The sequence below is a fragment of the Planctomycetaceae bacterium genome, assembly GCA_041398785.1.
Lineage (GTDB): Bacteria > Planctomycetota > Planctomycetia > Planctomycetales > Planctomycetaceae > JAWKUA01.
In genome coordinates, this window is sequence record JAWKUA010000016.1 from 129305 (window position 1) to 155634 (window position 26330).

The 26330-nt window shown below is 59.5% G+C and carries 19 protein-coding genes; 12 read left to right on the forward strand and 7 right to left on the reverse strand.

The annotated features are described in order from the left end of the window. The first annotated feature begins 13 nt into the window (after positions 1–13). The gene (locus R3C19_18470; protein ID MEZ6062331.1) at positions 14–346 is read left to right on the forward strand and encodes a hypothetical protein; all 333 of its coding nucleotides are present in this window, start codon (positions 14–16) and stop codon (positions 344–346) included. 34 nt (positions 347–380) lie between these two features. Here the strand turns inward: R3C19_18470 and R3C19_18475 are convergent, their stop codons facing one another. The 3 genes from R3C19_18475 to R3C19_18485 form a co-directional block, all read right to left on the reverse strand. After that, entirely contained in the window at positions 381–1712 is a 1332-nt protein-coding gene (locus tag R3C19_18475; GenBank protein ID MEZ6062332.1) for a UDP-glucose/GDP-mannose dehydrogenase family protein, read from the reverse strand. A gap of 511 nt (positions 1713–2223) precedes the next feature. Continuing rightward, a complete protein-coding gene (locus tag R3C19_18480) occupies positions 2224–3363 on the reverse strand; it encodes a glycosyltransferase family 2 protein (protein ID MEZ6062333.1) in 1140 nt (379 codons plus the stop codon). Continuing rightward, entirely contained in the window at positions 3360–4085 is a 726-nt protein-coding gene (locus R3C19_18485) for a class I SAM-dependent methyltransferase (protein ID MEZ6062334.1), read from the reverse strand. The genes R3C19_18480 and R3C19_18485 overlap by 4 nt, the downstream gene beginning before the upstream one ends. Positions 4086–4423: 338 nt before the next feature. Here R3C19_18485 and R3C19_18490 point away from each other — a divergent pair, with 338 nt between their 5' ends. Beyond that, positions 4424–6046 carry a hypothetical protein gene (locus R3C19_18490; GenBank protein ID MEZ6062335.1) on the forward strand — a complete coding sequence of 541 codons (1623 nt, stop codon included), beginning with the start codon at positions 4424–4426 and terminating at the stop codon, positions 6044–6046. A gap of 215 nt (positions 6047–6261) precedes the next feature. On the opposite strand, the gene R3C19_18495 is transcribed toward R3C19_18490, so the two are convergent. Beyond that, the gene (locus R3C19_18495) at positions 6262–7401 is read right to left on the reverse strand and encodes a fused response regulator/phosphatase (GenBank protein MEZ6062336.1); all 1140 of its coding nucleotides are present in this window, start codon (positions 7399–7401) and stop codon (positions 6262–6264) included. Between the two features lie 297 nt (positions 7402–7698). Here R3C19_18495 and R3C19_18500 point away from each other — a divergent pair, with 297 nt between their 5' ends. Together R3C19_18500 and R3C19_18505 are read left to right on the forward strand one after the other, a co-directional pair. Continuing rightward, positions 7699–10788: a PAS domain S-box protein gene (locus R3C19_18500; GenBank protein ID MEZ6062337.1), complete on the forward strand. Its 3090-nt coding sequence runs from the start codon at positions 7699–7701 to the stop codon at positions 10786–10788. A gap of 8 nt (positions 10789–10796) precedes the next feature. Beyond that, positions 10797–11246: a response regulator gene (locus R3C19_18505; protein ID MEZ6062338.1), complete on the forward strand. Its 450-nt coding sequence runs from the start codon at positions 10797–10799 to the stop codon at positions 11244–11246. 8 nt (positions 11247–11254) lie between these two features. Here R3C19_18505 and R3C19_18510 read toward each other — a convergent pair whose 3' ends face one another. Beyond that, positions 11255–12550 carry a hypothetical protein gene (locus R3C19_18510; protein MEZ6062339.1) on the reverse strand — a complete coding sequence of 432 codons (1296 nt, stop codon included), beginning with the start codon at positions 12548–12550 and terminating at the stop codon, positions 11255–11257. Positions 12551–12686: 136 nt separating this feature from the next. Between R3C19_18510 and R3C19_18515 the strand changes: the two genes are divergently transcribed. The 8 genes from R3C19_18515 to R3C19_18550 all read left to right on the forward strand — a co-directional run bounded on the left by R3C19_18515 (position 12687) and on the right by R3C19_18550 (position 22463). Continuing rightward, positions 12687–13154 (forward strand): Rrf2 family transcriptional regulator, encoded by a 468-nt coding sequence (locus R3C19_18515; GenBank protein ID MEZ6062340.1) that lies wholly within the window; start codon positions 12687–12689, stop codon positions 13152–13154. A 171-nt stretch (positions 13155–13325) separates the two neighbouring features. Further along, positions 13326–15794 (forward strand): DEAD/DEAH box helicase, encoded by a 2469-nt coding sequence (locus tag R3C19_18520; protein ID MEZ6062341.1) that lies wholly within the window; start codon positions 13326–13328, stop codon positions 15792–15794. A 78-nt stretch (positions 15795–15872) separates the two neighbouring features. Next, positions 15873–17138 carry a tagaturonate epimerase family protein gene (locus R3C19_18525; protein MEZ6062342.1) on the forward strand — a complete coding sequence of 422 codons (1266 nt, stop codon included), beginning with the start codon at positions 15873–15875 and terminating at the stop codon, positions 17136–17138. Between the two features lie 20 nt (positions 17139–17158). Next, on the forward strand, positions 17159–18322 hold the full coding sequence (locus R3C19_18530) for an aminotransferase class V-fold PLP-dependent enzyme (GenBank protein ID MEZ6062343.1): 1164 nt from the start codon (positions 17159–17161) through the stop codon (positions 18320–18322). A gap of 52 nt (positions 18323–18374) precedes the next feature. Continuing rightward, positions 18375–19088 (forward strand): metallophosphoesterase family protein, encoded by a 714-nt coding sequence (locus R3C19_18535; protein ID MEZ6062344.1) that lies wholly within the window; start codon positions 18375–18377, stop codon positions 19086–19088. Between the two features lie 175 nt (positions 19089–19263). Beyond that, on the forward strand, positions 19264–19536 hold the full coding sequence (gene rpsT, locus R3C19_18540; GenBank protein ID MEZ6062345.1) for a 30S ribosomal protein S20: 273 nt from the start codon (positions 19264–19266) through the stop codon (positions 19534–19536). A gap of 269 nt (positions 19537–19805) precedes the next feature. Then, positions 19806–21635, forward strand: coding sequence for a hypothetical protein (locus tag R3C19_18545; GenBank protein MEZ6062346.1), 1830 nt, complete (start codon positions 19806–19808; stop codon positions 21633–21635). 207 nt (positions 21636–21842) lie between these two features. Beyond that, on the forward strand, positions 21843–22463 hold the full coding sequence (locus R3C19_18550; GenBank protein ID MEZ6062347.1) for a hypothetical protein: 621 nt from the start codon (positions 21843–21845) through the stop codon (positions 22461–22463). Here R3C19_18550 and R3C19_18555 read toward each other — a convergent pair. Together R3C19_18555 and R3C19_18560 are read right to left on the reverse strand one after the other, a co-directional pair. After that, positions 22374–23606, reverse strand: coding sequence for a L,D-transpeptidase family protein (locus tag R3C19_18555; protein ID MEZ6062348.1), 1233 nt, complete (start codon positions 23604–23606; stop codon positions 22374–22376). The genes R3C19_18550 and R3C19_18555 overlap by 90 nt on opposite strands. Positions 23607–23693: 87 nt before the next feature. Then, the gene (locus R3C19_18560) at positions 23694–24437 is read right to left on the reverse strand and encodes a hypothetical protein (GenBank protein MEZ6062349.1); all 744 of its coding nucleotides are present in this window, start codon (positions 24435–24437) and stop codon (positions 23694–23696) included. Positions 24438–26330 lie beyond the last annotated feature (1893 nt).

Consider the following 26330-nt stretch of genomic DNA (forward strand, 5'->3'; position numbering starts at 1 on the left):
ACGGGAAGCGCTGATGGCACCATCACCGGACACGCCGACTCCGGACGACGATAATCCTTACGCAGCGTCAGCATCGGCGGTTCACGCAGCAAGCCAGGCCGAATCGAAATCGCCGGGTCCGCTTTCCATCGTCCTGTCCGTCGTCGCGGGCGTGCTGGTCGGGGGCTTTGTCTTCGTCACGACTTTTTTCGTGACGTGTGCCACAGCGATTCAGACTCGCTCTCTGGACAATGAGTTCGGGCTGTTTGTTATCTTCGCGGTTTCCGGCCTGGCCGCGATTGCAGCTCTGGCACTCACCATCGGACTGCTGCTGAAACTGGTGCGGCGATGGAAATCGCGACACTGAGTCCGGCAGGCAATGTGCCGTGAAGCTCGCCGGATCACTTCACTTCGACATTCGCCACCGGCAGCGCGTTCAGGCCGATGCCGGAATAGTGGAAGCCCCGCCGAGCCATCTTGCGGCGATCGTACAGATTGCGGCCGTCGTAGATGACCGGTGACTTCATCTTGATTCTGATGTAGTCGAAGTCCGGATTCCGGAATTCGTTCCATTCCGTGACGATCGCCAGCGCGTCGGCGCCGTCGCAGGCGTCGTAATGGTGTTCGCAATATGTCACGGCGTCGCCGATTTCTGCACGAACATTTTCAATCGCAACGGGATCGCTGACCTTCACCGTCGCGCCGGCGTCCAACAGGCGGCGAATCAGCACGAGTGACGGAGCTTCTCGGATATCGTCCGTGCGCGGCTTGAAGGCCAAACCCCAGATTCCGATGGTGCGGCCGCTCAGATCGCCGTTAAAGTGCCGCGACAGTTTCTGAAACAGCACTTCCTTCTGGCGATTGTTGATTTCATCGACGCTTTGCAGAATCGTCGCGTCGACTCCGTGGCTGGCCGCGACGGAATGCAGTGCTCGAACATCCTTCGGAAAACACGAACCGCCGTAACCGACGCCTGGAAACAGGAACGAAAACCCGATCCGTTCGTCGTGGCCGATCCCCTTTCGCACTTCGTTGATGTCGGCGCCGACTTTTTCACAGATGTTTGCCATTTCGTTGATGAAGCTGATCTTTGTGGCCAGCATGCAGTTGGCGGCGTACTTGACCATTTCCGCGCTTTCGAGCCCCATCGCGATAAACGGCTTTTCCGTGCGCAGGAACGGTTTATAGAGCTCATGCAGGGCATCGGCGGCGTCCTGATCGTCGACACCGACGACGACGCGGTCCGGCTTCGTGAAGTCGTCGATCGCCGCACCTTCCTTCAGGAATTCCGGATTCGAAGCCGAATAGAACGGCGTATCCGACTTCGCCTGGATCCATTCCCGCACGCGGCGATTCGTGCCGATCGGAACAGTGCTCTTGCAAATCACAACGGCATTTCGTTTCAGGAACGGCGCCATCTGTTCGGCCGCACTCCGGACGTACTTCAGGTCGGCGGAACCGTCATCTCCCTGAGGCGTGCCGACGCAGATAAAAATGCAGTCGGCTTCACTGATCGCGTCCTGGTAGCTGGTCGTGAAGTTCAGCCGCCCGGCGGCGCGGTTGCGTTTCACGAGTTCGGACAGGCCCGGTTCGTAGATCGGAACACCGCCGTCGTTCAGCATCTGAACCTTCCTGGCGTCGATGTCCAGGCAGATCACGTCGTTACCGCTTTCGGCGAAACACGTTCCCGTGACGAGTCCGACATAGCCCGTGCCGATCATTGTGACATTCATTGATTTCGAATCCGTTTTTTCTGCCGGTGGTGGAGATTGGTTCGGGGGGATCATGGGCCAGTCCCGCCTGTGAATCAAGCTTTTTGGAACCCGGCCGGCCGTTCGACGGCTGATTGCCGGCGCCAGCACCGCCACGTCCGGACGCAGCGTCTTCGATTATCCTCAACGGCCGCGATTTCGCTGGAAATCAGGCACCGAAGTCACACGTCACCAGCCGGCAAATCAACAATGAAAGCCGCACGGATGCTCAGGAACACGACAGCCCGGTAAAGCCTCCGGCGGCTCGGCGGTGGCTTGACCCCGGCGTGCAGCACCACGCAGGAAAAAGCTGAACGCCGCCGCGTCGCTGATCCGGATGATTCACGTGATCAGAATTTCCTGGCGTAAGGCGTCTGGGAGACGGTGGTCATGTCGGGTCGGCGAAATGCACACTGCACGATGCGACTCCGATCCCGTCGCTGCATTTCGACCGGATCGGAGTCCCATCGCACAGACCCGTGAATATTCCGGGCTAATCTACCAGACCGGCCGGGCGACGAACTCTCTGCGTGTCGTCATGGATTTGCCGAGTCTGCACCACATGCTGGATCTGTTCAAGAAGTTCCGCAAGTTGCAGGTCCGTTCCCGGAGTCGCCAGCGGTTCGACGGAACTCACGGGGTGCGACGAAGAATGTGTGCGGCCGGGCCGGAGGTTTCTCACGTTGTCAGCGACGTAAACCGGTCGGCTGCGAACCTGGTGGTATATCCGAATCACGTATTCCCCCAACACACTGATTCCCAGCGCGTTGAGCGATCCGAAGAACGAAGCCGTGATGATGACAGAAGCCCAGCCCGGGATCGCCAGCCCGGTTATCAGCTTGTGATAGACGACAAAAGACACGGACGCGCCGCAGACCACCGCGGACACCGCCGCGATGACGTAGAACAAAGTCAGCGGAAAAGCACTGAACGAAAACACGGCCGTCTTCGCCAGGCGAAACAGCCCGGCCAGCGAAACGCGCGGCGTTTCGTCGTGACGAGCATCACGTTCGACGCGGACCCCCGTCTGACGAAAGCCGATCCAGCTTCGCAGTCCGGGAAAGTAGCGGTCGCGTTCCGGCAACGCCAGCAGCACGTCCACCGCACGACGATCCAGAAGTCCGAAGTTGCCCGCGTCGGCCGGCATCGCCGTGTCGGACACGGCGTTCAGGATTCGATAGAAGCCATAGAAGAGAGACCGCTTCAGCAAAGCTTCCTTGCGATTGAACCGTTCCGCGTAGACGACATCGAACCCCTGTTCCCACTGTTCCAGAAACTTCGGGATCGCCTGAGGATTGTCCTGCAGGTCGGAATCCATCACGACGACAGCGTCGCCGGAAGCGTGCTCCAGTCCGGCCTGAACCGCTGCCTGGTGTCCGAAATTGCGTGACAAATGCACGACCGCGACTCGATCGTCGTCGAGTGCCATTTGATTCAGGATCTGCGAACTGCCGTCGGACGAACCGTCATTCACGTACACGATCTCAAACCGCCGGACGCCGTCCATGACCCGGATGATCCGGCGAGTCAGTTCGCGCAGGATTTCCGCTTCGTTGAAAACCGGAAGAACAATGGAAATCAGTGCATTTCGGGGTCGGCAGATGAAATCCGGCCCGGGCATGGGAGCAATCATTTGCTGAGCACTCCCGCAAGAGACAATCCGGCCGGGATTCCAACAGCTTTCATGCACCAGCGTTCGGCCGCAGCAGCCGACAACAAAGCGCGATTGGTCAGCGCGGAAACTTCAGGAAAGTCCGGCTGATCTCGCCGGGGAAACAGTTTCTCCCAGCCTCGAACCGCCATCGCGGCCGGCAGAGTGAAACTGTTCCAGTGGTTCAGCCACCGCACACGAAAGCCGGCGTCCGCTGCCTGGCGACGCAATTCCCGAACGGTGTAGCGCCGAAAATGGCCGAGCTGCTCGTCCCAGCGGCTGTACAGCCACGGATAGGCCGGCACAGTGATGATCGCCGCGCCATCGTCGGCCAGCGAAGCATGGACGTACTTCAGAACCTGTGTCGGATCTTCGACGTGTTCCAGAACGTCCAGCAGGACAACTGCTCTCAGACTGTTTGGAGCGACGGGCCACGGTTGCCCCAGATCGTGAACCCGAACATCGTCAATTCCCCGGCCGCGAACATGTGCAACGGACTCCGGCATCAGGTCGAATCCGGTCACCTGATATCCCATTTCACGAAACTCCACCAGGTTGCGGCCGGAACCGATTCCGCCTTCCACCAGATGTCCGGGTGCCGGGCAGAACCGTTCAAGCAGCCGCGTTACCAGTTGCCGTTTTGCGACATGCCACCAGTAACCGTCTTCAAGATCAACAAGTTGTCTCAGATGACTGGAATCCATGTCGGCGCCCTGCGCGAGAAATGCGAACGGTTGGGGAAAACCTATCATTCGAACGCTGCCGGCGTCGGGCGAACGAGCCTGACGGTGAGGACTTCTGCAAAACGTGACGGAAGTTTGGCGGTCAGTCGGATGATGTTGGTTTTTCGCAACACGTCGCGCAACCGATGCAGGCCGCACGGCCGACGTGATCGGCAAAGTCCCGCGGCTGGTCTTCGATTCCGCGAAGCGAATTCGCTGCGGAGCAATCGCTGCGTCGCGCACCGGGGCAGAGTTGCCGGCGCCGACTTCGCGCGCCGAACACGTTTTCAATCTGCGAATCGCACGGAACCTCCCCGTTCATGCCAGCCGTCGTCAACGACAACTCCCGCCGCCGTCAGGGCTGCAATCCGCTGCCCGCGCCGGAATGCCGCGCAACTCCCGTCGCATCCGCGTCGCCGTCGGAATTGCTGCCGCCCAAAGCCGTGTGGAGCGCAGTGGTGTTGCTGCTGATCATGCTGGGGCCACTTTTCGTCTGCATGCCGCTGAATTCCGATACCGCCCTGTTCGATGTGCAGGCATCGGTAATGCTGAACGGCGGAGTCCTTTACCGCGACATTGTTGAACCGAACCTGCCGGGAATCGTGTGGCTGCACTCCGCGATTCGCTCCGTCGCGGGATGGTCATTCGAAGCGATGAACGCCGCTGACCTGCTGATCGTCGCAGGCATTCTGTGCCTGTGCTGCGCACTACTGCGGCAGTCGAAGTTCCGTCGTCAGCCGATAGCCGCGTCACTGTTCGTGCTGCTCGCGATGCTGTTCTATCTTTCCACCAATGAGTGGTGCCATGCTCAGCGAGATACCTGGATGCTGCTTCCGGCGCTTGCAGCGGTCTGGCTGCGATCGACTTCGGCGCCCGGAAGCCGTGCGATTCGGCAAGCCGTGCTGGAGGGAATCTGCTGGGGTGCCGCGTTCTGGATCAAGCCGCACGTGGCGATTCCGGCGATCGCTGTGATCGCTGCGGATCTGTTTCGCCGTTCATCGCTGCCGTCAGCGCTGAAGGAAATTGTCGCTGTGATTGCCGGCGGAATTCTGGTCGCGCTGCCCGGCGTTGTCTGGCTGGTATCCACGGGAACCTGGCACCATTTTCAGGACATGATGCTGAACTGGAATCCGGAATATCTGGCCGCCGGCGCTTCTCGGAAAGACCTGAATCGCTGGCTGATGATGGTCGAGCGTTTTCGACCGTGGTGGATCGTTCATCTGGTCGCCATTCCTCTGGCCATCGGATCGCTCCGAGCGGGTTCCGGAACATCGAACAGTGCCGGCAAACGTTCTCAGCGATTGATGTCCGCCGCCTACATTGGCTGGTTGGCGCAGTCCTTTGGTCTGCAGCACGCAATGGACTACATCCACGTCCCGGCGCTGTTGCTGGGAATGGTGGTGATTGCCGGCTGGAACTGGCAACTGGACGTGTCGCTGCGACGAACGGCCGTCTGCGCATTCCTGCTGCTCGCGATGCTGTCGTCACCGATGCTGCGTCCGCAACGGCTCGCAAACTGGACTCGCTGCTGGACCGAAGGCAGCACGCCGCAAATAAGAGCCAGCCTTGCGCACGGAAACTTCCCGGACTGGGAACACCTCAGCGATGTCGTGCGGTTCCTGAAGTCTCAGCACGTTCAGGACGGCCAGCTCACTTGTGCAAACGTCCACAGCGTTCATCTCTACAACGAACTGCGAATTCGCCCGGCAACTCGCTACTGGACCATGACGATTCTGCGCGAGTTGTTTCCGAGTCGAGTCGACCTCATCGACAACACCCTGCGCTGCAGCGACCAGCGTTTCTTAGTGGTAGAGGAACGCGAACAGAGTCTCGCGAGCGACGAAGTCCCGCCGTCATACGATACCACGCTCCCCGTCGTATTCCGCTCGGGCACATACACGGTTCTTGACACACACCCGCAACGAATCGCCCACGCACGCTGACAATCGGGACTGCCTCCACGCAAAGGCGAGCTGCGCGACGTCAGTCCGCAATCAGCACCGCCGAACGCGGACGATGCAATCGAACACAGCGAAAGCGGACTCACGTCGCGCTGCTCGCTGAAACTCGGGTCTGTTTGTCTCCACAACCGGTCGGTTGAAAAAGGCGTCCGGAACGCTCCTGCGGCTTGCCGGAAACTCGACACCTGCCGATCGCCTTACAGCAGCTTCAGCACGACGGCCGTCATGTCGTCCATGGGTCTGGAGTCGCCGCTGTGATTCATGGCTCCGTCGAACAGGGCGGCGACGATCTCTGACGCCGACATCGTCTTGTTCTGAATCGCGGTCTGCAGCATGGGACCGCTGCGATACGGTGTCCCGGATGGTGAAATCGATTCCGGAATTCCGTCACTGGGCATCAACAGCATATCGCCGGAACTGAGCGAAAACTGGTTGCTGGAGTTGTAGTCCGCTTCCCAGACAAGCCCCAGAGGAAACTGGTGCGTGGCAAGCTGTTCGCAACTGCTGTCAGCACGAACAATCCATCCGATATGACCGGCGTTGAAATAGCTGAAATTTCCCGCCTGCGGGTCCAGCAACACCAGCATCAGCGTGACAAACATTCCTTCGGGCGCACTTTCGCAGATCAGCCGGTTCAGGGAGGACATCATTCGTCCCGGAGGAATCTGGACGTCGGCCAGCGTATGCAGACAGGCTCTGGTTTCGGCCATTACGATGGCGGAACCCATCCCGTGACCGGACACGTCGCCCACAACAATCAGCAACCGGCCATCCTGCAGCGGGATGAAGTCGTAATAATCGCCGCAGCCGGTACCGGCCGATCGGACGCCGCCGGCGATTTCGTACCCCGTGATTTCCGGCGCAGCGGCGGGATACAGTGAATCCTGAATCGTCTGAGCCGCGCTGAGTTCGCTGCGCATGCTGATGAGTTCGCGTTCGGCCGCCATCCGCGTGCTGCGTTCGATGGCGAATCGCACGCTGCGGGCCAGCGTGTCGGCGTCGTACCGTCCCTTGATGACAAAGTCTTCGGCTCCGGCACCGACGGCAGCGGCGGCCATGTCGTTGTTGTCCATGCCGCTGAGCACAACGATTGGAACGCCGTTCAGCCGGGCAGACAGTTTATGGAAGGTCTCGACACCGCTGCTGTCAGGAAGATTGAGGTCCAGCAGCACCGCGTCGAATTTTCGTTCGGCCGCTGCGGAAATCGCGTCGGCCAGCCGTTCCACGCGAGTGATGTCCACGCTGCCGAAACCCAGTCGAAGATAAACCTGGGCCAGTCCGGCATCGTCCGGATTATCTTCCACAAGCAGCAGGTTGATTGTCGGATCACCGTGCATCGTCTGCTTTTCAACGCGAAGGCTGCCCGCCCTTCGCTGTGGGGCGGCTGCTGCGGGGCGAAACGGCGTTGTCGAATCGTCCCGGGTTGTGTTCAAAAGGTGGCGGCAGAGAATACCAGTTACGCGATCAATTGAGAAACTCGGCACTGAGTTCGCAGGTGCCGCGCGACGCCGACCGCCCAGCCTTTGACACGTGCGGTGACTGTGAACACCCGCGGGAAGGCGCGATCGCAGCCCGAATTCGTTCAGTGGCCGGAATATCCCGGAATTGTCACCATGTGACGCCAGGGGGACGAGATGACGTTTTGGATTCTGAACGCCCGATTGCTGGCCGCGTCGGTCTGGCCATACGTTCTGTCGCAACTGGCGATCGCTCTTACGTTTGTCGCGATGGCCGTCTGCCTTGCCGTTTTTCTGAAACGCCGTCCGGACTTCAGTTCGGTGCGAATCATGTGGCTGGTCGTGTTGTGGCTGGCGTTCTGCAGCATGCTGCATTTTGCGGACGCCGTGACGGCATCGCAGCCCGCTTCGGCCACGCTGCCAACGGGAACACTGACGGCCGCATTTGCCGCAGTGCTGGGTTCCGGAACGCTGTGGCTGCTGAAGCGATACAGCCGCCGCCTGCCGGGACCTGACAAGATTCGCGAAGCAGAAATGTCAATTGCCGCCATGCGCGGTGAATTGACGCGCGAACAGGATCTGATGAAGACTCTGGCCGACGGAATCCCGGACGCGATCTATTTCAAGGACACCGATTCTCGCTTCATTCGCTGCAACAGACAGGCAGCGGCCATCTATGGTCTGTCGTCGCCCGAGATGGCGATTGGAAAAACGGACCACGACTTCTTTCCGGCGGAGGAAGCTGATACGTACCGCGCGGACGAACTACGCATCATTGAAACTGGCGAACCGATCATCAATAAGCAGGAGTATGAACTGTGGCGAGACGGTCAGCACCACTGGGTTTCGTCAACAAAGATGCCGCTGCGTGACAAATCGGGAGCGATCGTAGGAACGTTCGGACTTTCCCGCGACATCACGGAACTGAAGCAGGCGCAGCAGGATCTGCGAGAAAAAGTCAACGAGCTGCAGGGTCTGCACGCTCAGCTTCGACGTGAACAGTGTCTGTTCAGCAGTCTGATCGACAGCATTCCCGATTCCGTATTCTTCAAGAACGACAAGCACCAGTTTATCCGCGTCAATCCGGCGATGGCCGGCGACGCGGGATTCGCCGAACCGAGTGAGATGTACGGCCTGACGGATATGGATGTCTGGGACGAGGAACTCGCTGCCGACGCCATGGCTGACGAAAAGCAAATCATGGAAACCGGTGAACCGATCATCGGGAAGCAGGAACGCATCATTCGGAAATCCGACGGTGATCCGCGGTGGGTCGTGGTCACAAAACTGCCGATGAGGAATGAATCCGGAGACATCGTCGGAACGTTCGGACTTGCCAGCGATATCACGATGCTGAAGTTCAATGAGGATCTGGCGGCCGACGCGCAGGAACGCTTCGAACTGGCCGTGCAGGGAACCAACGACGGCCTATGGGACTGGAACGTCGAAAACGGTGAAGTCTGGTATGCCCCCCGATTTCGCGAACTGCTGGGATACGAAGGCTCCGACCTGGAACAGTTTCCCAACGTGATGGGCAGCTTTCGATCACACCTTCATCCGGACGATCGTGAACGTGTGCTGCAGTCGTTTGACGATCACCTGCAGGACCATATTCCTCACGACGAAGAATACCGGCTGCGAAGTGCAACGGGCGAATATCGCTGGTTTCGAGGTCGTGGCCAGGCCATCTGGAATGATGACGACCGCGCGACTCGCATGGCCGGTTCCATTCAGGACATCGACGAAAGGCGAAAAGCTCAGGAAGAACTTCGACGGACGCGGCTGCAGCTTGAGCAGGCACTGCAGGGCGGCAACGTCGGAATGTGGGACTGGAACGTCCGAACCGGGGAGGTCGAAGTGTCCCGGGAACTTCAGCAACAGCTCGGGGAGGATCCATCCAAACCGTGGACTTCCCTGGACGACTGGGAAATCCGCGTGCATCCCGACGACATCGAGACCGCTCGTCAGAAGACCATCGACTTTATCGAAGGGCGAATTCCGAAGTACGAATCGTCATTCCGGCTGCGCCACCAGAATGGAAGCTATCGCTGGATTCTGTCGCGAGGCAATTTGTTTCGGGATGAAAACGGTGATCCCATCCGGTTCATCGGAGTTCACGTTGACGTAACGGAACAGCGTCAGGCCCAGGCGGCTCTGAAGGAAAGCGAAGCGAGATTTCGCGGAATCTTCAACCAGACATTTCAGTTCATCGGCCTGCTGACGACGGAGGGCACGATTATCGATGCCAACCGGACCGCCATGTCGGCCAGCGGTGTGAAACCGGAAGACGTGGTCGGCAAACCGTTCTGGGACACCGTGTGGTGGCAGCATTCGCCCGAACTTCAGCAGCGACTGAAAACGGCCATTCGCGCTGCGGCAAACGGGGAATTCGACCGATTCGAAGCCACTCATCCCGCGGCTGACGGTTCCACGATCTTCGTCGATTTCTCGGTCAAGCCGGCCCGGGATGATGACGGAAACATCGTCTATCTGATTCCCGAAGGCCGCGACGTAACGGTTCTCAAACAGGTCCAGGCGGACCTGGAAGCAAGATCTCTGGAATTACAGCGCAGCAACGAGGAACTGGAACAGTTCGCGTACGTGGCGTCGCATGATCTGCAGGAACCGTTGCGAGCCATCGTCGGCTACTGCCAGTTACTGCAGACAACAAGCAGCGACAGGCTGGACGACGAAGGCCGCATGTTTGTCGAATCCATCGTCGACGGCGGCAAGCGGATGCAGCGGCTGATCGTCGATTTGCTGGAATTCTCGCGGATCCGGCGGAAGGGCAGTCCGTTCGCAACCGTGGATCTGAACCAGGCGGTCCGGGAAGCTCAGGCGCTGCTTTCTTCCGTGATTCAGGAAAGTGGCGCCGTCATCGAAGTCGAAACGATGCCGGAGGTGTTCGCGGATTTCGGCCAGATCATCCGGCTGTTTCAGAATCTGATCAGCAACGCCATCAAATACCGGTCGCAGCAGCCGCCAAACCTGTCAATTCGCAGTTCCAGCGATGTCGGCAGCGGATTGCTGACCGTGAGTGTGTCCGACAACGGAATCGGGATTGATCCGGAATTTTTCGAGCAAGTGTTCGTAATTTTTCGACGGCTGCATACCCGGGAAGCGTATCCCGGTACGGGAATCGGGCTGGCCGTCTGCAAGCGAATCGTCGAACGGCACGGGGGAACAATCTGGCTGGATTCGGTTCCGGGCGAAGGGACAACCGTCTACTTCACGCTTCCGCTCAGCAGTCAGGTCACGAACGATTGAAGGCGAACATGCCCGACGACACTCTTCGCGAAATGCGAATCCTGCTCGTGGAAGACAGCCCCTCCGATGCCGACCTGGCCCGCCGTGCCCTTGAGCGGGGGGAAATTCGAAGTCAGGTGCTGCACGCCGTCAACGGTGAGCAGGCTCTGGAAATGCTGCACCGGACGGGTCGCTTCACGCAGTGTCCGAGGCCGGATCTGGTGTTGCTCGACCTGAACATGCCACGAATCGACGGAAGGCAGGTCCTGCAGGAAGTCCGCAGCGATGAATCACTGCGGCTGATTCCCGTCGTGGTGCTGACAACCTCCGCCGACGAACGCGACATCAACGCTGTTTATTCGCTGGGGGCCAATTCGTACATCGTCAAACCCGTCGACCTGGACCAGTTTTTCGCCGTCGTCGAATGCGTCCAGCAGTACTGGTTTCGAGTCGCGTCGTTGCCGCAGTGGGACGCCTGAAACCGCAGTCAGATTGATACGGCCAGTCGTTCCGGACACGACAGCAGGATTTCCCGAATCGCGTCGCGGTCTTCCTTTGTCAGATGATCAAATTCGCCGGACGTGTCGTTTCCCGCCAGAATCTCCTGCAGCCGCTGCCCAACTCTGTCGCGGACACCCGCCGGAATCTCACGGAACGCGTCGGAATAGATCAGAAAGCTGCAGGGATAGCGAAACAGCCGCGTGTTCAGGTCGAACTGCCGCAGGCTGCGTCCCTGTTCGTCGAACGGCCCTTTCTGCTGAAATTCTTCGGCGAACGAACTTGTGCCGTGGATCCCCGCCGTCAAGCGCAGCTCGTCACAAAACAGCAGGCCGCGAACGACCTTTTCCGCGGCGGAAGCGTACCGGCGCTCGGTCGACTCCGACACGAAATCCAGTGGTCGGTCAAGCGCCTTGTTCATTACTTCGGCATCCCGCATCGTCAACTGACCGGAATGATTGGCAGCCGTCAGAATGTTGTGCATCGTCGCCTGATGCTGCAGCACCATCAGCGCGACAATGTCACTGTGAGGCGTCAGATACGGTGACGTGTCTACCAGCGGCGAAAGGTTCGTGATATTCGCACCGGATTCCATATCCAGTTTTTCGTCGTGTTCCGGGTTCTTCAGGAACGAATTGCCCATGTGCCGCTGATCGCCGTGAGTTCCCGTGACGTACCAGCCGCCCCAGCGTTCCGCGAACGGACTGGTGTCATCATTCAGGTGCGTCCCCAGCCGGAAGACCGGCAGTCCGCGATTGTCCGGAATCACACTTCGCACCATATGCCCCGGCGTGCGACGCGTGTGAAACGTTCCGTGGCACTGCAGACATCGCGACGTTTCACGGCTGATTTTCGCCGGGACGTCATTCTTTTGCGGAAGCGTGTAGAACGTGCCGCCAAGTTTCGGATCCGCCGCCGACAATTCGATGACCTCACCGTTCTGCACCCAGCCGACGTACACATCGTCGTTGAAGTAAACGGCTCGCGGCGTTTCGGGAGTAATTCGACTCACCTGCAGACTCGTCTTTGAGAACACCAGCGTCTGCGATGACCATGAGACACCAAGCTGCTGCAGGATTGATTTCAGGTATCCGTGTTCCGGCTCCCATGTCAGCACGGCTTCACCGGTTTCCAGTCGCTTCGCCAGCGTGGCCACGGCGTCGGTCGATTGCGAGTCGCTGTAGTTGATCGGCTCGCGTTCGTATTCGATCTGCGCCTCAGTAGCAGCGGGGAAACTCAGGAACAGAAGAACCAGCGTGGAGATACCAGGGATTCGGGCGGTCATCGCAGTTCTCGCATCGGACGGCAGGTGCGATCAGTTCATGTCAGGCAATCGCTTTGCGCTATGCATTCTTGAACAATAAACAGGATAAGTGTATCCTGTTTATCGGAGGTTCCCATAGCGGGAATCGGTTATCCACTTGATTTCCAATGGTCGTCGCGTGTTTTCTCAAACCGTGGAATATGCCCTGCGGTCAGTCGTTTACCTGGCGTCGCAGGATGACCGTCCTCAGAAAACGAACGCAATCGCTGCGGCGACGAAGGTTCCTTCTGCGTACCTGTCCAAGGTGCTTCAGGGGCTTCAGCAGCAGGGAATCGTCCGGCTTCAGCGAGGAATCGGCGGAGGAGTCACGCTGGCTCGCCCCATTCACGAACTGACGATTCTGGACGTCGTGAATGCTGTGGATCCGATCCAGCGAATCACGACTTGTCCGCTGGAACTCAGTGCTCACGGAGCAAGATTGTGTGCTTTGCATCGCCGCATCGATAACGCGATCAAGATGATTGAGGACGCGTTTCAGACAACGACACTGGCCGAACTGCTGGAAGACGCAAATCCCAGCGTACCGCTGTGCGACGGAACGGCCCGCGATGTCACTTTGCCGTAAGCCCCGCGAAACGCGCGTGTCGCGTCGTGCCCGAAACCGCCGGCAGCCGTTCTGACCGTGATTTGATCGGTGACCGCTGGCAGACTAGAAATCGTCCGGCGCGGTTCGGTCGATGGACCCGCCCACGGGAATCCGCCGTCATCAGCGAAATCGAACGTAGGGAGGCGTGCAGTGAGCATTCTGTCATTCGTCGAGTTCATGGAACGACGGTTCGCCGCGGAAATTGCGTCACACACGGTGCTGGAATCGTCAGCCGGCGAGTTCGAAGCGTTCCCGGCGGAACTCGATCCGCGGCTGGCGCAGGCACTTCGCAGCAGCGGACTGACGCGGCTGTACGCGCATCAGAGCGAAGCGTTCGAATCGATCCGTCGCAGCGAGGACACTGTGCTGGTGTCGAAAACGGCCAGCGGCAAGACGCTGTCGTTCCTGCTGCCGATCCTTCACGAATACCTGCAGGCTCCGGCTCCGTTCGGCGTGGCATTGCTGTATCCGACGAAGGCACTGTCACGCGATCAGGAAGGTACGCTCGGCCGGCTGCTGCAGGCGGCCGGAGCGGACATGCGGCTGGGGACCTTTGACGGCGACACACCGCGCGAAGAACGCAATCGCATTCAGTCGCAGGCCGATTTCATGATTACCAATCCGGACATGCTGCATTCCGGAATCCTGCCGAATCACAATCGTCGCTGGCGAACGTTTCTTTCGCGGCTGAAGTATGTCGTTGTTGATGAGGTTCATACCTATCGCGGGGCGTTCGGGTCGCATGTGGCAAACGTCATGCGGCGGCTGGTGCGAGCCTGCGAAATTCATGGAAGCCGGCCGACGTTTGTGTGTTCTTCCGCGACCATCGGCAATCCCGCCGAACACGTCGAGGCCCTGTTTCAGCGGCCGTTTCATGTGATTACCCGCGACGGTGCTCCCAGGCCGCGACGCGATCTGTATCTGATCAATCCTCCGCTGACGAAAAGTCACGGCCATGCGATGTACCGCAAGGGGCCGGGGTCCGTCAGCATTCCCCTGATTCGGGAAGCCACCAAACAGGGAATTCGCACGATCTGCTTTTGCCGATCACGGCAGCAGGTCGAACGCCTCTGCCGCGCCGTGCTGGACGGACACGCGGGCCTTCGCGAAAAGGTCAAGCCGTACCGGGGCGGTCTGCTTCCCAACGAACGGCGGCAACTGGAACGCGACCTGGCGGAAGGGCGAGTCACAACAATCATCAGCACCAATGCTCTGGAACTGGGAATTGACATCGGCGATCTGGACCTGTGCATTCTGAGCGGTCATCCGGGTTCTATGGCCAGTTTCTGGCAGCAGGCAGGCCGCGTCGGACGACGAGGATCCCGGGCCGTGATTGTTTATGCCGCCAGAGACACACCGATCGACCAGTATTTCGTCAATCATCCGGAGTTTCTGCAGCAGGCGCCGATTGAACGAGCGTGGCTGAACGCCGACAACCCCTACATTCTGCTGCAGCACCTGCCGTGCGCGGCTCACGAACACCCGCTGCGAACGGAAGAGCCCGTGTTTTCCGAACCGGCCTACCCGGCGGCTCTGGACGTGCTGATCGAAGACGGAAGCCTGAAGGAATATCACGGGGACTATCGGTACGCGCTGCGTGACTATCCTGCCAGAGGCGTCAACCTGCGAGGTATGACCGACTACAACATCGAAATCTATTGCGGCACGGAAGTCATCGGAGAACTCGACCCGATCGGTGCCCGCGGCACACTCTACAAGGACGCCATCTATCAGCATCTGGGAAGACGCTATATGTCGATGGACCTGGACCTGGAAAAGAAGCTCTGCCGTGTCGATTCGGTCGACGTCGACTACTACACCGAATGCGTCTGGGAAAGCCGCGTCACAATCACCGAAAGTCTCGATCAATACTGCCTTCCCGCCGACCAGCCGCAGCAGGGCGCAAAGCTGGAGTTCGGCTATATCAACGTGAACCGGCAACCAAAACTGTACAAGAAGATTCGCGAACGGACTCTGGAAAACATCGGCTACGGTCCCATCACGCTTGATCCGTTCATCTATGACACGGCCGGCTTTGGGATGTACCCTCCGGCGGGCTGGAAGGAAGCCGTTGGTCGGATCGACCAGCGTCACATTGGAGCTGCCATGTATGGACTCGCCTATATTCTGAAGAAAACGGCTCCCAGTCTGTGCCTGTGCGACGAACAAAACATCGAAACCGATGTATCACTGACGGAAGTCACTCCCGGCAACTGGAAAAGTGCTCTGTACGTTTTCGACACCATTGAAGGCGGCGTCGGCTATGCAGAAAAGATCTTCGAAGTCTTCACGGAAGCATTGAAACTGGCCAAAACGATCATCGACGACTGCCCGTGTGCCGCCGGATGTCCGGCCTGTGTCACGGCCGTTCCGCCCGGCATTGCGGATGAAGATCTGGAACTGTTTCTTACCGAAAGCAATGCATCCGTCGCATGTACCAGCAGCCTGCTTTCGACTCTGCTGACGGGACAGATCGTGATTCCCGATGTGACTGAGTTCGCCATTGACCAGCGCGTTCCGGTCACGCCTCCGGAAGTCGACGAAGAGCTGGAAAAACTTCGAACCCGGCTGGGCCGTGCCGGCCGGATTCTACACCAGAAGCGATCCAGAACTCACTGACGCCGACACCGGCCGGCAGGGTTCACTGAACGCCGGTTGAATTCACGAAGCATTACTTCCAGAAAGCTGATTCAGCCCATGCACTGCACACCACTCGGCTTGGCTCCGTCCTTCGGCTTTGGCGACAGAATCGGCCTTGCGACACCCGGCCACGTCGAAGCCATGAATCGCGCCGGCGGCGGAATCGAAGCCATCTATCCGCAGCAGTCGATTCGCGAAATGACGCGCACCAAACGCACGGCAAAACAGGTCATGGACGATGCTCTGAACGGTGCAGTCGCGGCCGGCTGGTCCCGCGCCATTGGAGCGGATGCGGATCACCTGAAGACACCGGACGATGTCGACGCGACCTCCGCTGTCGGATTCACGTTCTTCACGATTGATCCATCAGACGACGTTGACCAGGCCGCCGACGACTACAGCGAAGCCACAGTCCGTGAGAAGTTCTCCGCGGTCCGAGAACTGTGTCGCTGGTGCGACAGCTATCTCGGCACCACCGTATCGATTTCGGCCGACACAGTCATCGAGTTGACTGAACAGGTCTGCATGCGCGCCGCGGTGAAATACGGTCGAGCTCTGGCTCGAGCGCTGAACATGGGAGAATACATCCGGTCCGTTCACGAAAAGCTCGGCCGCGATTATGAGATCGAATTGTCCGTCGATGAGACAGAACAGCCTACGACACTCGCCGAACACTACATCATTGCGGATCAGTGCCTGCAGGGCGGAATGAAGCTGGTGAGTCTGGCACCCCGATTTATTGGCGAATTGGAAAAAGGTGTCGACTACAAGGGCGACCTGGCCGCACTCGAAGCGTCGCTGGCCCGGCACGCCGCGATCGCGGAACGACTGGGCGGATACAAGCTGAGTCTTCATTCCGGTTCGGACAAGCTTTCGATGTATGGTCTGCTTGCCCGGCAAACGAAGGGACGATTTCACGTCAAAACCGCAGGCACCAGCTACCTGGAAGCACTGCGAGTTGTTGCTCGCCATGACGAGGCACTGTTCCGCGAAATTATTGATTTCGGCCGGTCGCGTTACGACATCGACAAAGCCACATATCACGTTTCCGCGACAACCGATTCCGCCCCGGCTCCGGCAGTCGTCAGCAGCGTGCAGGAACTTGAACTGGAGTACCTGGAACTCTGGAGCGAAGTTCCGGAAGGCCGCGGATTTACAAAGCCCGGACGTCAGCTTCTTCACTGCACGTTCGGATCGACGCTGACCGACGCAAAGCTGGGTCCGGCTGTCCGATCGGTGCTGGAAACTCATCCGGATACGTACACGGAAGTTCTGGCCGACCACTTTGAACGCCACCTGCGAGCTTTGCAGAACGGCATGTAGGCTGCAACCGCCCCACGTTCATGAAGTCCATCTATCTCGACAACGCGGCGACGAGTTTCCCGAAGCCGGAATGTGTCTATGAAGCCGTGGATGCCTGTCTGCGCGGCGGTGGTTCGGCATTCGGAAGGGGAAGCCACTCGGGGACCGACGCAGCGGGACGACTGGTCGCGCAGTGTCGGCAGCGCGTCGCGCGCGTAATTGATGCCGAAAGTCCGGAGCAGGTCGCCTTCACATTCAATTGCACCGACGGCCTGAATCTGCTGTTGCGGGGATTGCTGCGGCCCGGCGACCGCGTTGTCACGACGACGCTGGAACACAATTCGGTGCTGAGGCCGCTGGAGCAGCTTCGATCGGAATTCGAACTCGACGTCCAGCACATCGACTTCGATCCGGGAACAGGAATCGTCGACGTTGCGTCGCTGGAGTCAGCCCTGGAAAAGCCGACTCGCCTGGTTGTCATCAACCACGCTTCCAACGTCACCGGTACCGTCCAGCCGATCGCCGACATCACGCGCGCGGCTCGCAAAACCGGAGCACTCGTACTGCTGGACGCCGCTCAGACGGCGGGTCACCTGCCGTTCAGCGTGCGCGAGCTGCGGGTGGATCTGCTGGCCGCGGCGGGACATAAGGGTATGCTAGGGCCGCTGGGGACCGGCTTTGTCTATCTTCGGACGGGACTGCAGAGCGAGCTTCGGCCCGTGCGGTGCGGCGGCACCGGCACCAGCAGCGAATCGATTCTTCAGCCCGACGCGATGCCCGCAAAGCTGGAAAGCGGCAACCTGAATGTCCCGGGTATCGCCGGACTAAACGCGGCCGCGGAATGGATCCTGAACGAAACCGTGACCGCTTTGCACCAGCGCCTCGAGATTCTGACTCACAGCCTGAAGTCAGCACTGCAGAAGATTCCGGACGTGACGATCTATGCCGCGGAACAGTCTTCCAGCGTCGGGATCGTTTCGCTGAACATTGGCAGCCTGGATTGCCGGGACGTCGCGGTGATGCTGGACCAGTCGGCCGGCGTCCAGTGTCGAGCCGGCCTGCATTGTGCTCCGCTGGTGCATCGGACGCTGGGGACCTTCGATCGGGGCGGCACCATTCGGCTCAGCCCCGGGCCGTTCACGAGTGAGAACGAGATCGCCGCCGTGGTGGAGGCCATTGACAGGATTGCCGCGTCATTCCGTTGACGCGCCACTGGATTCGTGGGAGAAGTTGTGCCGGAAGGAAAGGGTGGCGTTGATGAGAATACTCCTGCTGGCGGACGTTCACGCGAACTGGCCGGCGCTGTCTGCAATCGATGAATCCTTCGACGCGTGCTTTTTTCTGGGTGACGCCGTTGACTACGCGACCGATCCGGCGCCCTGCATTGAATGGCTGCAGAAGTATGCCAGCGTCTCCGTGCGGGGAAATCATGACCATTCCGTGGCTCAGCGAGTCACGATGCGGCCGGCGGGGACGTTTCGCCGAATCGCGGCAGCCATGCGACCACAGCACTTCCGGGCGCTTAACGACGAACACCTGACGTGGCTCGCCCGGATGCCGGTAACTCAGCACCTTTCAGACGGCCGGCACAGTTATCTGCTGGTCCACGCATCACCGCGGGACCCGATGGACGAATATGTGCCGGATGTTGTCGAACAGTGGGCTCAGCGGCTGGAACACGTCGACGTCGATTTCGTGTGCGTTGGCCACACGCACGTGCCCATGCACCTTCGGCTGGAGCGCACTCAGGTAATCAATCCCGGCAGCGTCGGACAGCCGCGCGACGGCGACCCGCGAGCCGCCTACGCGATTATCGAGAATGGAAAAGTCGAATTCCGCCGAGTCGCGTACGACGTCGACCGGACGATCGACCACATGCGGAAATCCGGCATCGAGGACGACATTATCGACATCGCCGAATCCGTGCTGCGAACCGGCGGCCGGCAGACCGTCACAGACCCGGTGGACTGAAAAACGCCGGCGCGGCGACGGGAATTCTCCGGACTTGCCGCCGACGAGCTGCGATCAGGCTGGAAATTCCGAGACACGGCGACTAATCTGCCCGCCGTTCAAGCTGCGCACAGTCGGACATGTCTGCCGCTGTCGACGCAGGTTTCCTGTGAAAAACTGTTTACGCAAAGAATCCATGCCTAACACAGCAGCGGCAACCAAGTATCTTCGGCACAGCCAGAAAACGCGTCTTCGAAACCGTTCTCAGCGATCTGAGTTGCGAGGGCGACTCAAGAAATTTCGCGAACTGATGGCCGGAACGCCGACTCAGGAAGAGGCGGACAAGGCATTTTCCGCGATGTGCAAGGCTCTGGACCAGGCGGCCGCAAAGCGCCTGATTCACAAGAACGCCTCGTCCCGCACGAAATCGCGTCTGGCAGCCCTGAAGAAGAAGGTGTTTGTAAAGTAGCTGCCGTTCACTTCGGCGAAGTCAGAAATATGCAAATGGCTGCGGATCATCCGCAGCCATTTTTGTTTGCGCATCCCCGTTGCAGTTCATAGCCGGCATTTGCACGCGAACTTTCCGACAGCTCCCTTTGCACGGCCGCGCAAACAAGTGACGATACGGGCATTGCAGCAATAATTGGTGAACGCCGCGTCGACGGAAGCCGCCGATATGGCGACTCCCGCAGATTCGACAGTGCCACTTCCTTTCCGGCGCCAGGGAACCTGACCAGCGTGATCGCACCTTCCAACATCGTGATTCGTTTCCCGGCCTGGCCGATTTGCGCCGCGTTCACCATGCTGCTGACCAATCCGGCGTCGCTGGCGGAACACCCGATTTCCGTCACGGAGGCGCAGGTCTTTGTGACGCAGACAGCCGCCCGGATTCGAATTCAGTTGTTTGCGGAAGATCTGTACCTGTTCGACAACCTGGAGGCCGACGAATCCGACGTCCTGTCGCCCGACCAGCTTCGTCTCGGGCTGGAACAGCACAGGCAGTTTCTTCTGGAGAAGGTGACCCTGCGAGACGCGAAAGGAGAACTCATCCGCGGCCAGGTCACCGACGTGCGCCCGTTTGAAATCCCGGCGGACGGGATATCCGTCGACGATCTGATGCTTCATACGGCGACATATGAACTGGAGTTTCCGTTCGACGAGCCTCCGGAATTCCTGACGCTGCAGCAGGATATCAGTGATGCCAACTTCATCTATCCGTCCGAAATGAAGCTGGCGCTGCACCAGTCCGGCACCGACATGACATACACCGACACGCTGAAACCAGGGGCACCCGTGACGCTTCGGTTCGACTGGGATCAGGAATCGCTGCCCGAAGATGCCACTGACGAAGACTGGAAGAAATGGTTTGAGCAGCAGCGGGAGGAAACACTGGGCATCACCAGTTACAGCAGTGTGTACTCCTTCATCTACGTGGAACCGGCGGAAGTGCGGCATGAGATCCTGATCCCGCTGGCAAATCTGAAGACGGTATTGCCGATGCAGCATTCCGATCCGGCATTCATCGAGATCGCGGAACAGGATGCCGTTCGCGAACTGATTCGCCAGTGGCTGACCGACGTGAACCCCGTGACGATCAACGGAAAGGCGGTGGCACCGGACTTTTCGCGCATCGACTTCTTCGGCCTGGACCTGAAGGATTTCGCGCGGCAGGCGCAGGCGCGCCGCGTCAGTCTGGCCAGCGGCCGCGTGGGAATCATCCTGACGTATCCCGTCCCGGACGATGTCGTTCGCGAAGTGGCGCTGACGTGGGACAAGTTCCACTCCTCGATTCGAAAAGTGCAGTCCGTTGTCTTCACGTATCCGGACGGATTGCAGAAGTTTGAGTTCTCGCGGTTCAACGCCGCGGACGAAAATGTGTTTCACTGGTCTGCGAAAGCTGACGATCTGCCGCAGCCGGCGGGCGCCGTTCCGGCGAGTATTCCGCCACCGCCGACGCTGACTGTACCCGTGGTGAGCGTGGCGTTGCTTCCGTTAGCGCTGTTGCTGGCAATTCGGGCCGGCTGGTGCCGACGATTGTCTGTGGTTGTGCTGGTCACCGCGGCACTGTGCTGGCCGCTGGGGCAGCGTCAGATCGCCGACCCGTTTCGGCAGCCTCCGCCGATCGCGGCGGGTGAAGCCGATGACGTCTTTCGGCAACTGCACCGCGGGACGATGCGGGCGATGGATTTCGGAACCGAAGACCGCATCTACGACGTACTGCGACAGACCGTGGACGGAACTTTGCTGGAAGACATCTACCTGCAGCTTCGCAATGCCATGCAGATGCGCGAACAGGGCGGCGCCGTGGCTCGCGTGCGCGACGTCAACTACCTGGACGGAGGTATTGTCGCGGACAACAATGCTGCCGCTGACTGGCCGGCGTTCCGGTATCGCAGCACGTGGACTCTGTCGGGAACGGTCGAACACTGGGGCCATATTCACGAACGCGAAAATCGGTTCGAAGCCGTATTCCGCATCGAGCCGCGAAACGGAGAATGGAAAATCACCGGCATGCAGATCTCCGATCAGCAAAACTTGGCGTCTCGCACGAAGCTGCGACGCTTCTGACGCGGTGAGATCTGCCGGGGCGGCAGGCGTCAGACCGCAATCGCGGCCGGCAACTTGTTCCCGCGGCGTCCGGCCCGCTTGTGACAAGTCACGGAAGTTTTGCCGCGCGGCAGATATGATTCAACGGCATCTTGACTGCGAATCGTGTGACGCGACGTGCGATCGCGGTTGCGATCAATCATTTTTCCCGCTTCGGAGTACCGGCACGTGCCACGTTCAAGCGTCTTGTCGTCGGCTGGCTGTGCCGTGTTGTGGATCGCCGCCGCCTGGGGAATTCTGAAGTCGGAGCCGCTTGTGGCAGCGGTCGTCGGTTCAAATCACGCCATTTGTGGCAGCTGGGGCTGCGGACCTCCGACGTCGTCGCTAATCGTCTGGAACACGTTCGTCGCGATGTCGCTGTTCACGATCGTCTGGCTGGCTCAGGCCCGACGGCCGGCGACCACACGACGCTGGTCGGCGGCCGTGGCATGGATTATCGCTGCGAGTGTTGTGGCCGCAATCGGCATCCACACGGCGATGTGGTGGTCGTCGGCGAGTGAGTTCGGCCGATCGTTCCTATGGCAGCGTGTGCTGTTCGCGATGGTCGCCTTTCCCGATTTGCCGGCGATACCGCTTGTCAGCGCCGCCGGCTTTCTTTGCTGGCTGACGCGCTTCCGCCGAATACCGCGACAGCACGGAGATTCGCCGCACGGTGTCACAGCAGCGTCACCACATACGGCCGCCGAGCACACTCATGGATCACTCGCGGATCAGCACCTTCGACCCGACTCCCAGCAGATCGAAGACTTCGGCAATGTCGCCGTCCGCAAGGTGAATGCACCCTCGTGAAACAGCGCGGCCGATGGAATCCGGATCAATTGTGCCGTGAATGCCGATGTGATTCCCGAGCCCCAGCCAGTATTCGCCCAGTGGGTTTGACGGATCATCGGCATCGATCGTGCCGCCGTCCGGATCGTACCATGTGGGGTTCTCCAGCCGGCTTTCGACGACGAATTCACCCTTGGGAGTTCGGCCGTCGAGTCCCGTTCCAATGCGATAGCGGTGGACGTACCAGCCGTGAGAGTGAATGGTCAGCTCAAAACGGCTGAGTTCCACAATGGCTCCAAATGGTCCCTTCAGTACCTTGAGCTGCTGGCCGGCCTGGAGATTTTTCGGCGATGTCCGGTTCAGCCTGGCCAGATATTGCCAGGGAAGATTGTGTGCTCTGGCGATGGAATCAAGTGTTTCGCCGGCTTCCACAAAATACGGTTCCGCGAAGTGCCGTTTGGGGTTGGCATAGATCTCCGCCGCGGTGAATTCAATCCGCTCCGCCAGCAATGGGCGAAGCTCCGGATGTTTTAGATAAAGCTGCGAAAGCTGGTGGTGAGCCTTCAGGATGTCGGAATTGCTGTTGGCCTGAATCAGCAGGTCGACCTGCTTCAATGCCGCCGCAACCTCAGGCGGCAGCACCTGAGGTTCCGGTGATTTGGCAACCTCTTCGAACACCGGAAATTCAACGTCAGACGCGGATGAATCGTCCTGCAGTTCCAGTGCTGCAGGGCGGAAGTTTGCGTCGGAAATGACCTCGCCCGAAGTCATGTCGGCGAAATCCGGCGGAGTCAGATCCCGGGCGGCCGGTCGCCCGGTCGCCGAAGTCCCCGAGCGGTCGTTGCGCAGGTCGCTGTCAAATTCCGGAAACGTGAATTCGATGGGTTCCTGCTGCGCCGCAATGGCACTCAACAGCGGATCGTCGTCGTCAGGTTCCTCCCGAAACGGGTTGCCGTCGGAACGATGGTCAATGATGGCGTCCCATTGTTGCGGGACGAGCGGCTCGTCCACGGAAAGGTCGGTGTCGGTTTCGACGCGGCCTGTTTCAACCGGCAGAAACTGCGGAAATACGTCAAAATGCCAGGCAGCGATTCCGGCAGCGACCGCAACCGCCAGCCATACGCGGATGGGTCGTTTCGGCTGTTGATAGGCAAAGGGTTCCATCGTCCGTGATCCCCTGGTTCCGATCCATGATTCAGGCGAAGCCGTATTGTGCCAAAGCACTCAAATTGCGGCTACCGGAATTCCTCGTCACTTCCGGGCGACGGCTTCCGTCAGCCGGCCTGCAACGCGCTTCAGGGCTTCGATGGGAATGGTGTGCGGACCACGGAACGATTGAAATTCCACTTCGAAACCAGCCGCCTGCAGCATGTCGCGCAGCCATTCGGCCGGTGCAAACGGCAGCAGGGGGTCCAGAGTGCCGTGCGACTGAAAGACGGGACAGCCGGGATGCTCGGCGGCCATCCGGGTCCATTCGTCACGACACAGCAGCGTTCCGGAAAACAGCGTCAACAGTGCCGGTCGAATTCCGTGCCGCAGAGCGACGTCCGTGGCAACCATCGCTCCCTGAGAGAATCCGCCAATAACTGTTGAAGCATCGTTCAGCGCGAACGCCTGCTGCATGGCCTTCACCGCGTCGGCAAGCGACTCGGAAGCTTCCAGCAGTCCATCCGGGCGAACGTTCGTCAGTTTTTCGTAGTCGCTGGTCTGGTTGATTTCGGCAAGGCGAGCCATGTTGATCGGCCACCACGCGCGTCCACCAGGCATCCCCAGCGGCGCGAGATCAACCGGTGCCTCAGGAAACACGAAGCGACACGCCCCGGCCAATTCCGGATCTGATTCCAGCAGGAACGGACCCAGGTCCACCAGGTCATGACCCGGCGCGCCGAAGCCGTGGCAAAGGACCACCAGATGGCTCGGCGGAGTTCCTGACGGAAGCGAATCCACAACCCGGCACTGCAGGGTGCCAAACTTCTGTGTCGACCGATTGATCATTCTCCGGGGATTCCTGTTTTAGGATGCACACGGCACCTTCAGCGGCAGTTCAACGGGTGACTCGCCGCACATCAGCGCGGGCATGCGACCGGGTCACGGCGACAAACAGCGAACCGGGTGGCCTTCGGCGGAACTGCACGAATTTTCGGATGCTGACCGATGTATCACAGTCGGCGCCTTCCCGCAAATCCTCGCGCAGACGAAAAACGGCAGTGATTTGGGGTTGCTCCGGCCCGCCTTGTCGCCAAGAATTTTGGCACCTCTGGTTCAGGCACACGCAGCCTGATTTCGGTAGCCCGCGGCGGCAACAATTCTGCAGGTTGTCGCCAAGGGGAACTTTATTCTAGAAAGGAGGTGGTCCGGTGAATGAATGCTGTAGTCCAGGTCAGGGTGGTGTCGCCACGTAACAGTCGGCGGACTGTCTCGAACGACAGCCACCGTCGCGGATCGGATCACCGGATCTGATTGCGAAACTCAGCGGCCCGGAGAGTCGTTTCGACGAATTCTCCGGGCCGTTTTTTCGTCAAGTCCAGCGGGGAAATTTGCATCGAATCACCGACCTTCGCCCCGGCGGGCGCGTTTGGCCGGTTTTGAGCATCCAGAGCCCGCTGACGCCCCAAATATCTATTCACCTCTGTTCACCGTGCCGCAGTCGACCTTCAAAATCCGAGCAGTTTCCCGATTCGAATGCCCGAACAATGCCGCGTTCCGATGGAATGAAGCTGAGCCATTGAAAGCTGATCCGCCACCCTGAGTCCTCATCACATCTCGTGCAAGAGAACACATGGCGGCCCTCGATGGTCGATTTTACGCTGCAACTGCCTGGCCGGTTTTGAGTGCGCACTGACACGGGTCCCGGGATTCCATCGGAGCCCAGGACGCTTCACCGACTGACCCAATCAACAATGAAAACCCTCAACCCTGAAGGCCGCCCATCCGGAGCCAAAGTAGCCATCAGGCTCCGCGTGATGAGCCAGCGCAGTTGACTCCCAACAATCCCCAAACCCTCATCGAAGCCAACAGCCCGCCACAACGTTTTCCTCGAACATCCTGCATCCGGCGGAAAGCGTCTGACGCGGGCACCACGTGGAGGTCCCCGCGATCCCCGGACCGCTGCCCGCCGGAGCGACGCTGGCGACCCAGGAACTACACATCGCTCAGGCGGTGACGCTGTGCCGCACCATTCTGGCTGATGAAACGCGGCCGGACGCCGATCGGGCGCTTGCGGTCTGCTGGCTGGCGCATCTTGTCGCGGACACTCACAGCCTCAAATGCCGGCACCCGGCTCAGTACGAATCACTCACCAACCACCCGAAAAAGAGAACAGGCGTGTTCCCGATGAAGCCTGCACCACCTCGTCCCCTATCTGACTAATCCAGCGGGGAAACACGCCACGGAATTTGGGAAAATCTCAAGTTCACCAGACCCGGATACTCAACAGCTCCCACCACCACATTCTGAAACCAATTGATCTGTCGATTGCATTGAACGGGAACGCATGTCGAAATATAATCCTCTGCGATCGGTGAGTCAGGGGTTCCATAGGAGTCGATTAGGCAATCAGATCGTTAATGTCGTGGCCCATGACCTCGTTGCCGGCAGATCAGAATGGTGCGAACGGTATCAGCAGCGGCAGGAAGTTCTGTTGAACTCCCGAATGGCGAGTCGGTGACCGTTCGTGGGGAAGGAGTCACTTCCGTGGGCTGAAAATGAAGCGACGGAACACAGACGCTTCGAGGCCTGGTTGTGGCTCGATTCGAACTGGAACTGGAACTTCAGTGGAACGTTTTCGCGGCCCCGGAATCGCTCAAAACCATCTTCTTTGGACGAGGGGCGTCTTGTTCTCGAAGAAGTGAGTTTGAATTATATCGGCGACACGCAGGCCATCGTCTC

Bases quoted from the DNA above. Each gene is read 5' to 3' on its own strand.
- R3C19_18470 (MEZ6062331.1), top strand. From the start codon at position 14: ATGGCACCATCACCGGACACGCCGACTCCGGACGACGATAATCCTTAC.
- R3C19_18475 (MEZ6062332.1), bottom strand. From the start codon at position 1,712: ATGAATGTCACAATGATCGGCACGGGCTATGTCGGACTCGTCACGGGA.
- R3C19_18480 (MEZ6062333.1), bottom strand. From the start codon at position 3,363: ATGATTGCTCCCATGCCCGGGCCGGATTTCATCTGCCGACCCCGAAAT.
- R3C19_18485 (MEZ6062334.1), bottom strand. From the start codon at position 4,085: ATGGATTCCAGTCATCTGAGACAACTTGTTGATCTTGAAGACGGTTAC.
- R3C19_18490 (MEZ6062335.1), top strand. From the start codon at position 4,424: ATGCCAGCCGTCGTCAACGACAACTCCCGCCGCCGTCAGGGCTGCAAT.
- R3C19_18495 (MEZ6062336.1), bottom strand. From the start codon at position 7,401: ATGCACGGTGATCCGACAATCAACCTGCTGCTTGTGGAAGATAATCCG.
- R3C19_18500 (MEZ6062337.1), top strand. From the start codon at position 7,699: ATGACGTTTTGGATTCTGAACGCCCGATTGCTGGCCGCGTCGGTCTGG.
- R3C19_18505 (MEZ6062338.1), top strand. From the start codon at position 10,797: ATGCCCGACGACACTCTTCGCGAAATGCGAATCCTGCTCGTGGAAGAC.
- R3C19_18510 (MEZ6062339.1), bottom strand. From the start codon at position 12,550: ATGACCGCCCGAATCCCTGGTATCTCCACGCTGGTTCTTCTGTTCCTG.
- R3C19_18525 (MEZ6062342.1), top strand. From the start codon at position 15,873: ATGCACTGCACACCACTCGGCTTGGCTCCGTCCTTCGGCTTTGGCGAC.
- R3C19_18530 (MEZ6062343.1), top strand. From the start codon at position 17,159: ATGAAGTCCATCTATCTCGACAACGCGGCGACGAGTTTCCCGAAGCCG.
- R3C19_18535 (MEZ6062344.1), top strand. From the start codon at position 18,375: ATGAGAATACTCCTGCTGGCGGACGTTCACGCGAACTGGCCGGCGCTG.
- rpsT (MEZ6062345.1), top strand. From the start codon at position 19,264: ATGCCTAACACAGCAGCGGCAACCAAGTATCTTCGGCACAGCCAGAAA.
- R3C19_18555 (MEZ6062348.1), bottom strand. From the start codon at position 23,606: ATGGAACCCTTTGCCTATCAACAGCCGAAACGACCCATCCGCGTATGG.
- R3C19_18560 (MEZ6062349.1), bottom strand. From the start codon at position 24,437: ATGATCAATCGGTCGACACAGAAGTTTGGCACCCTGCAGTGCCGGGTT.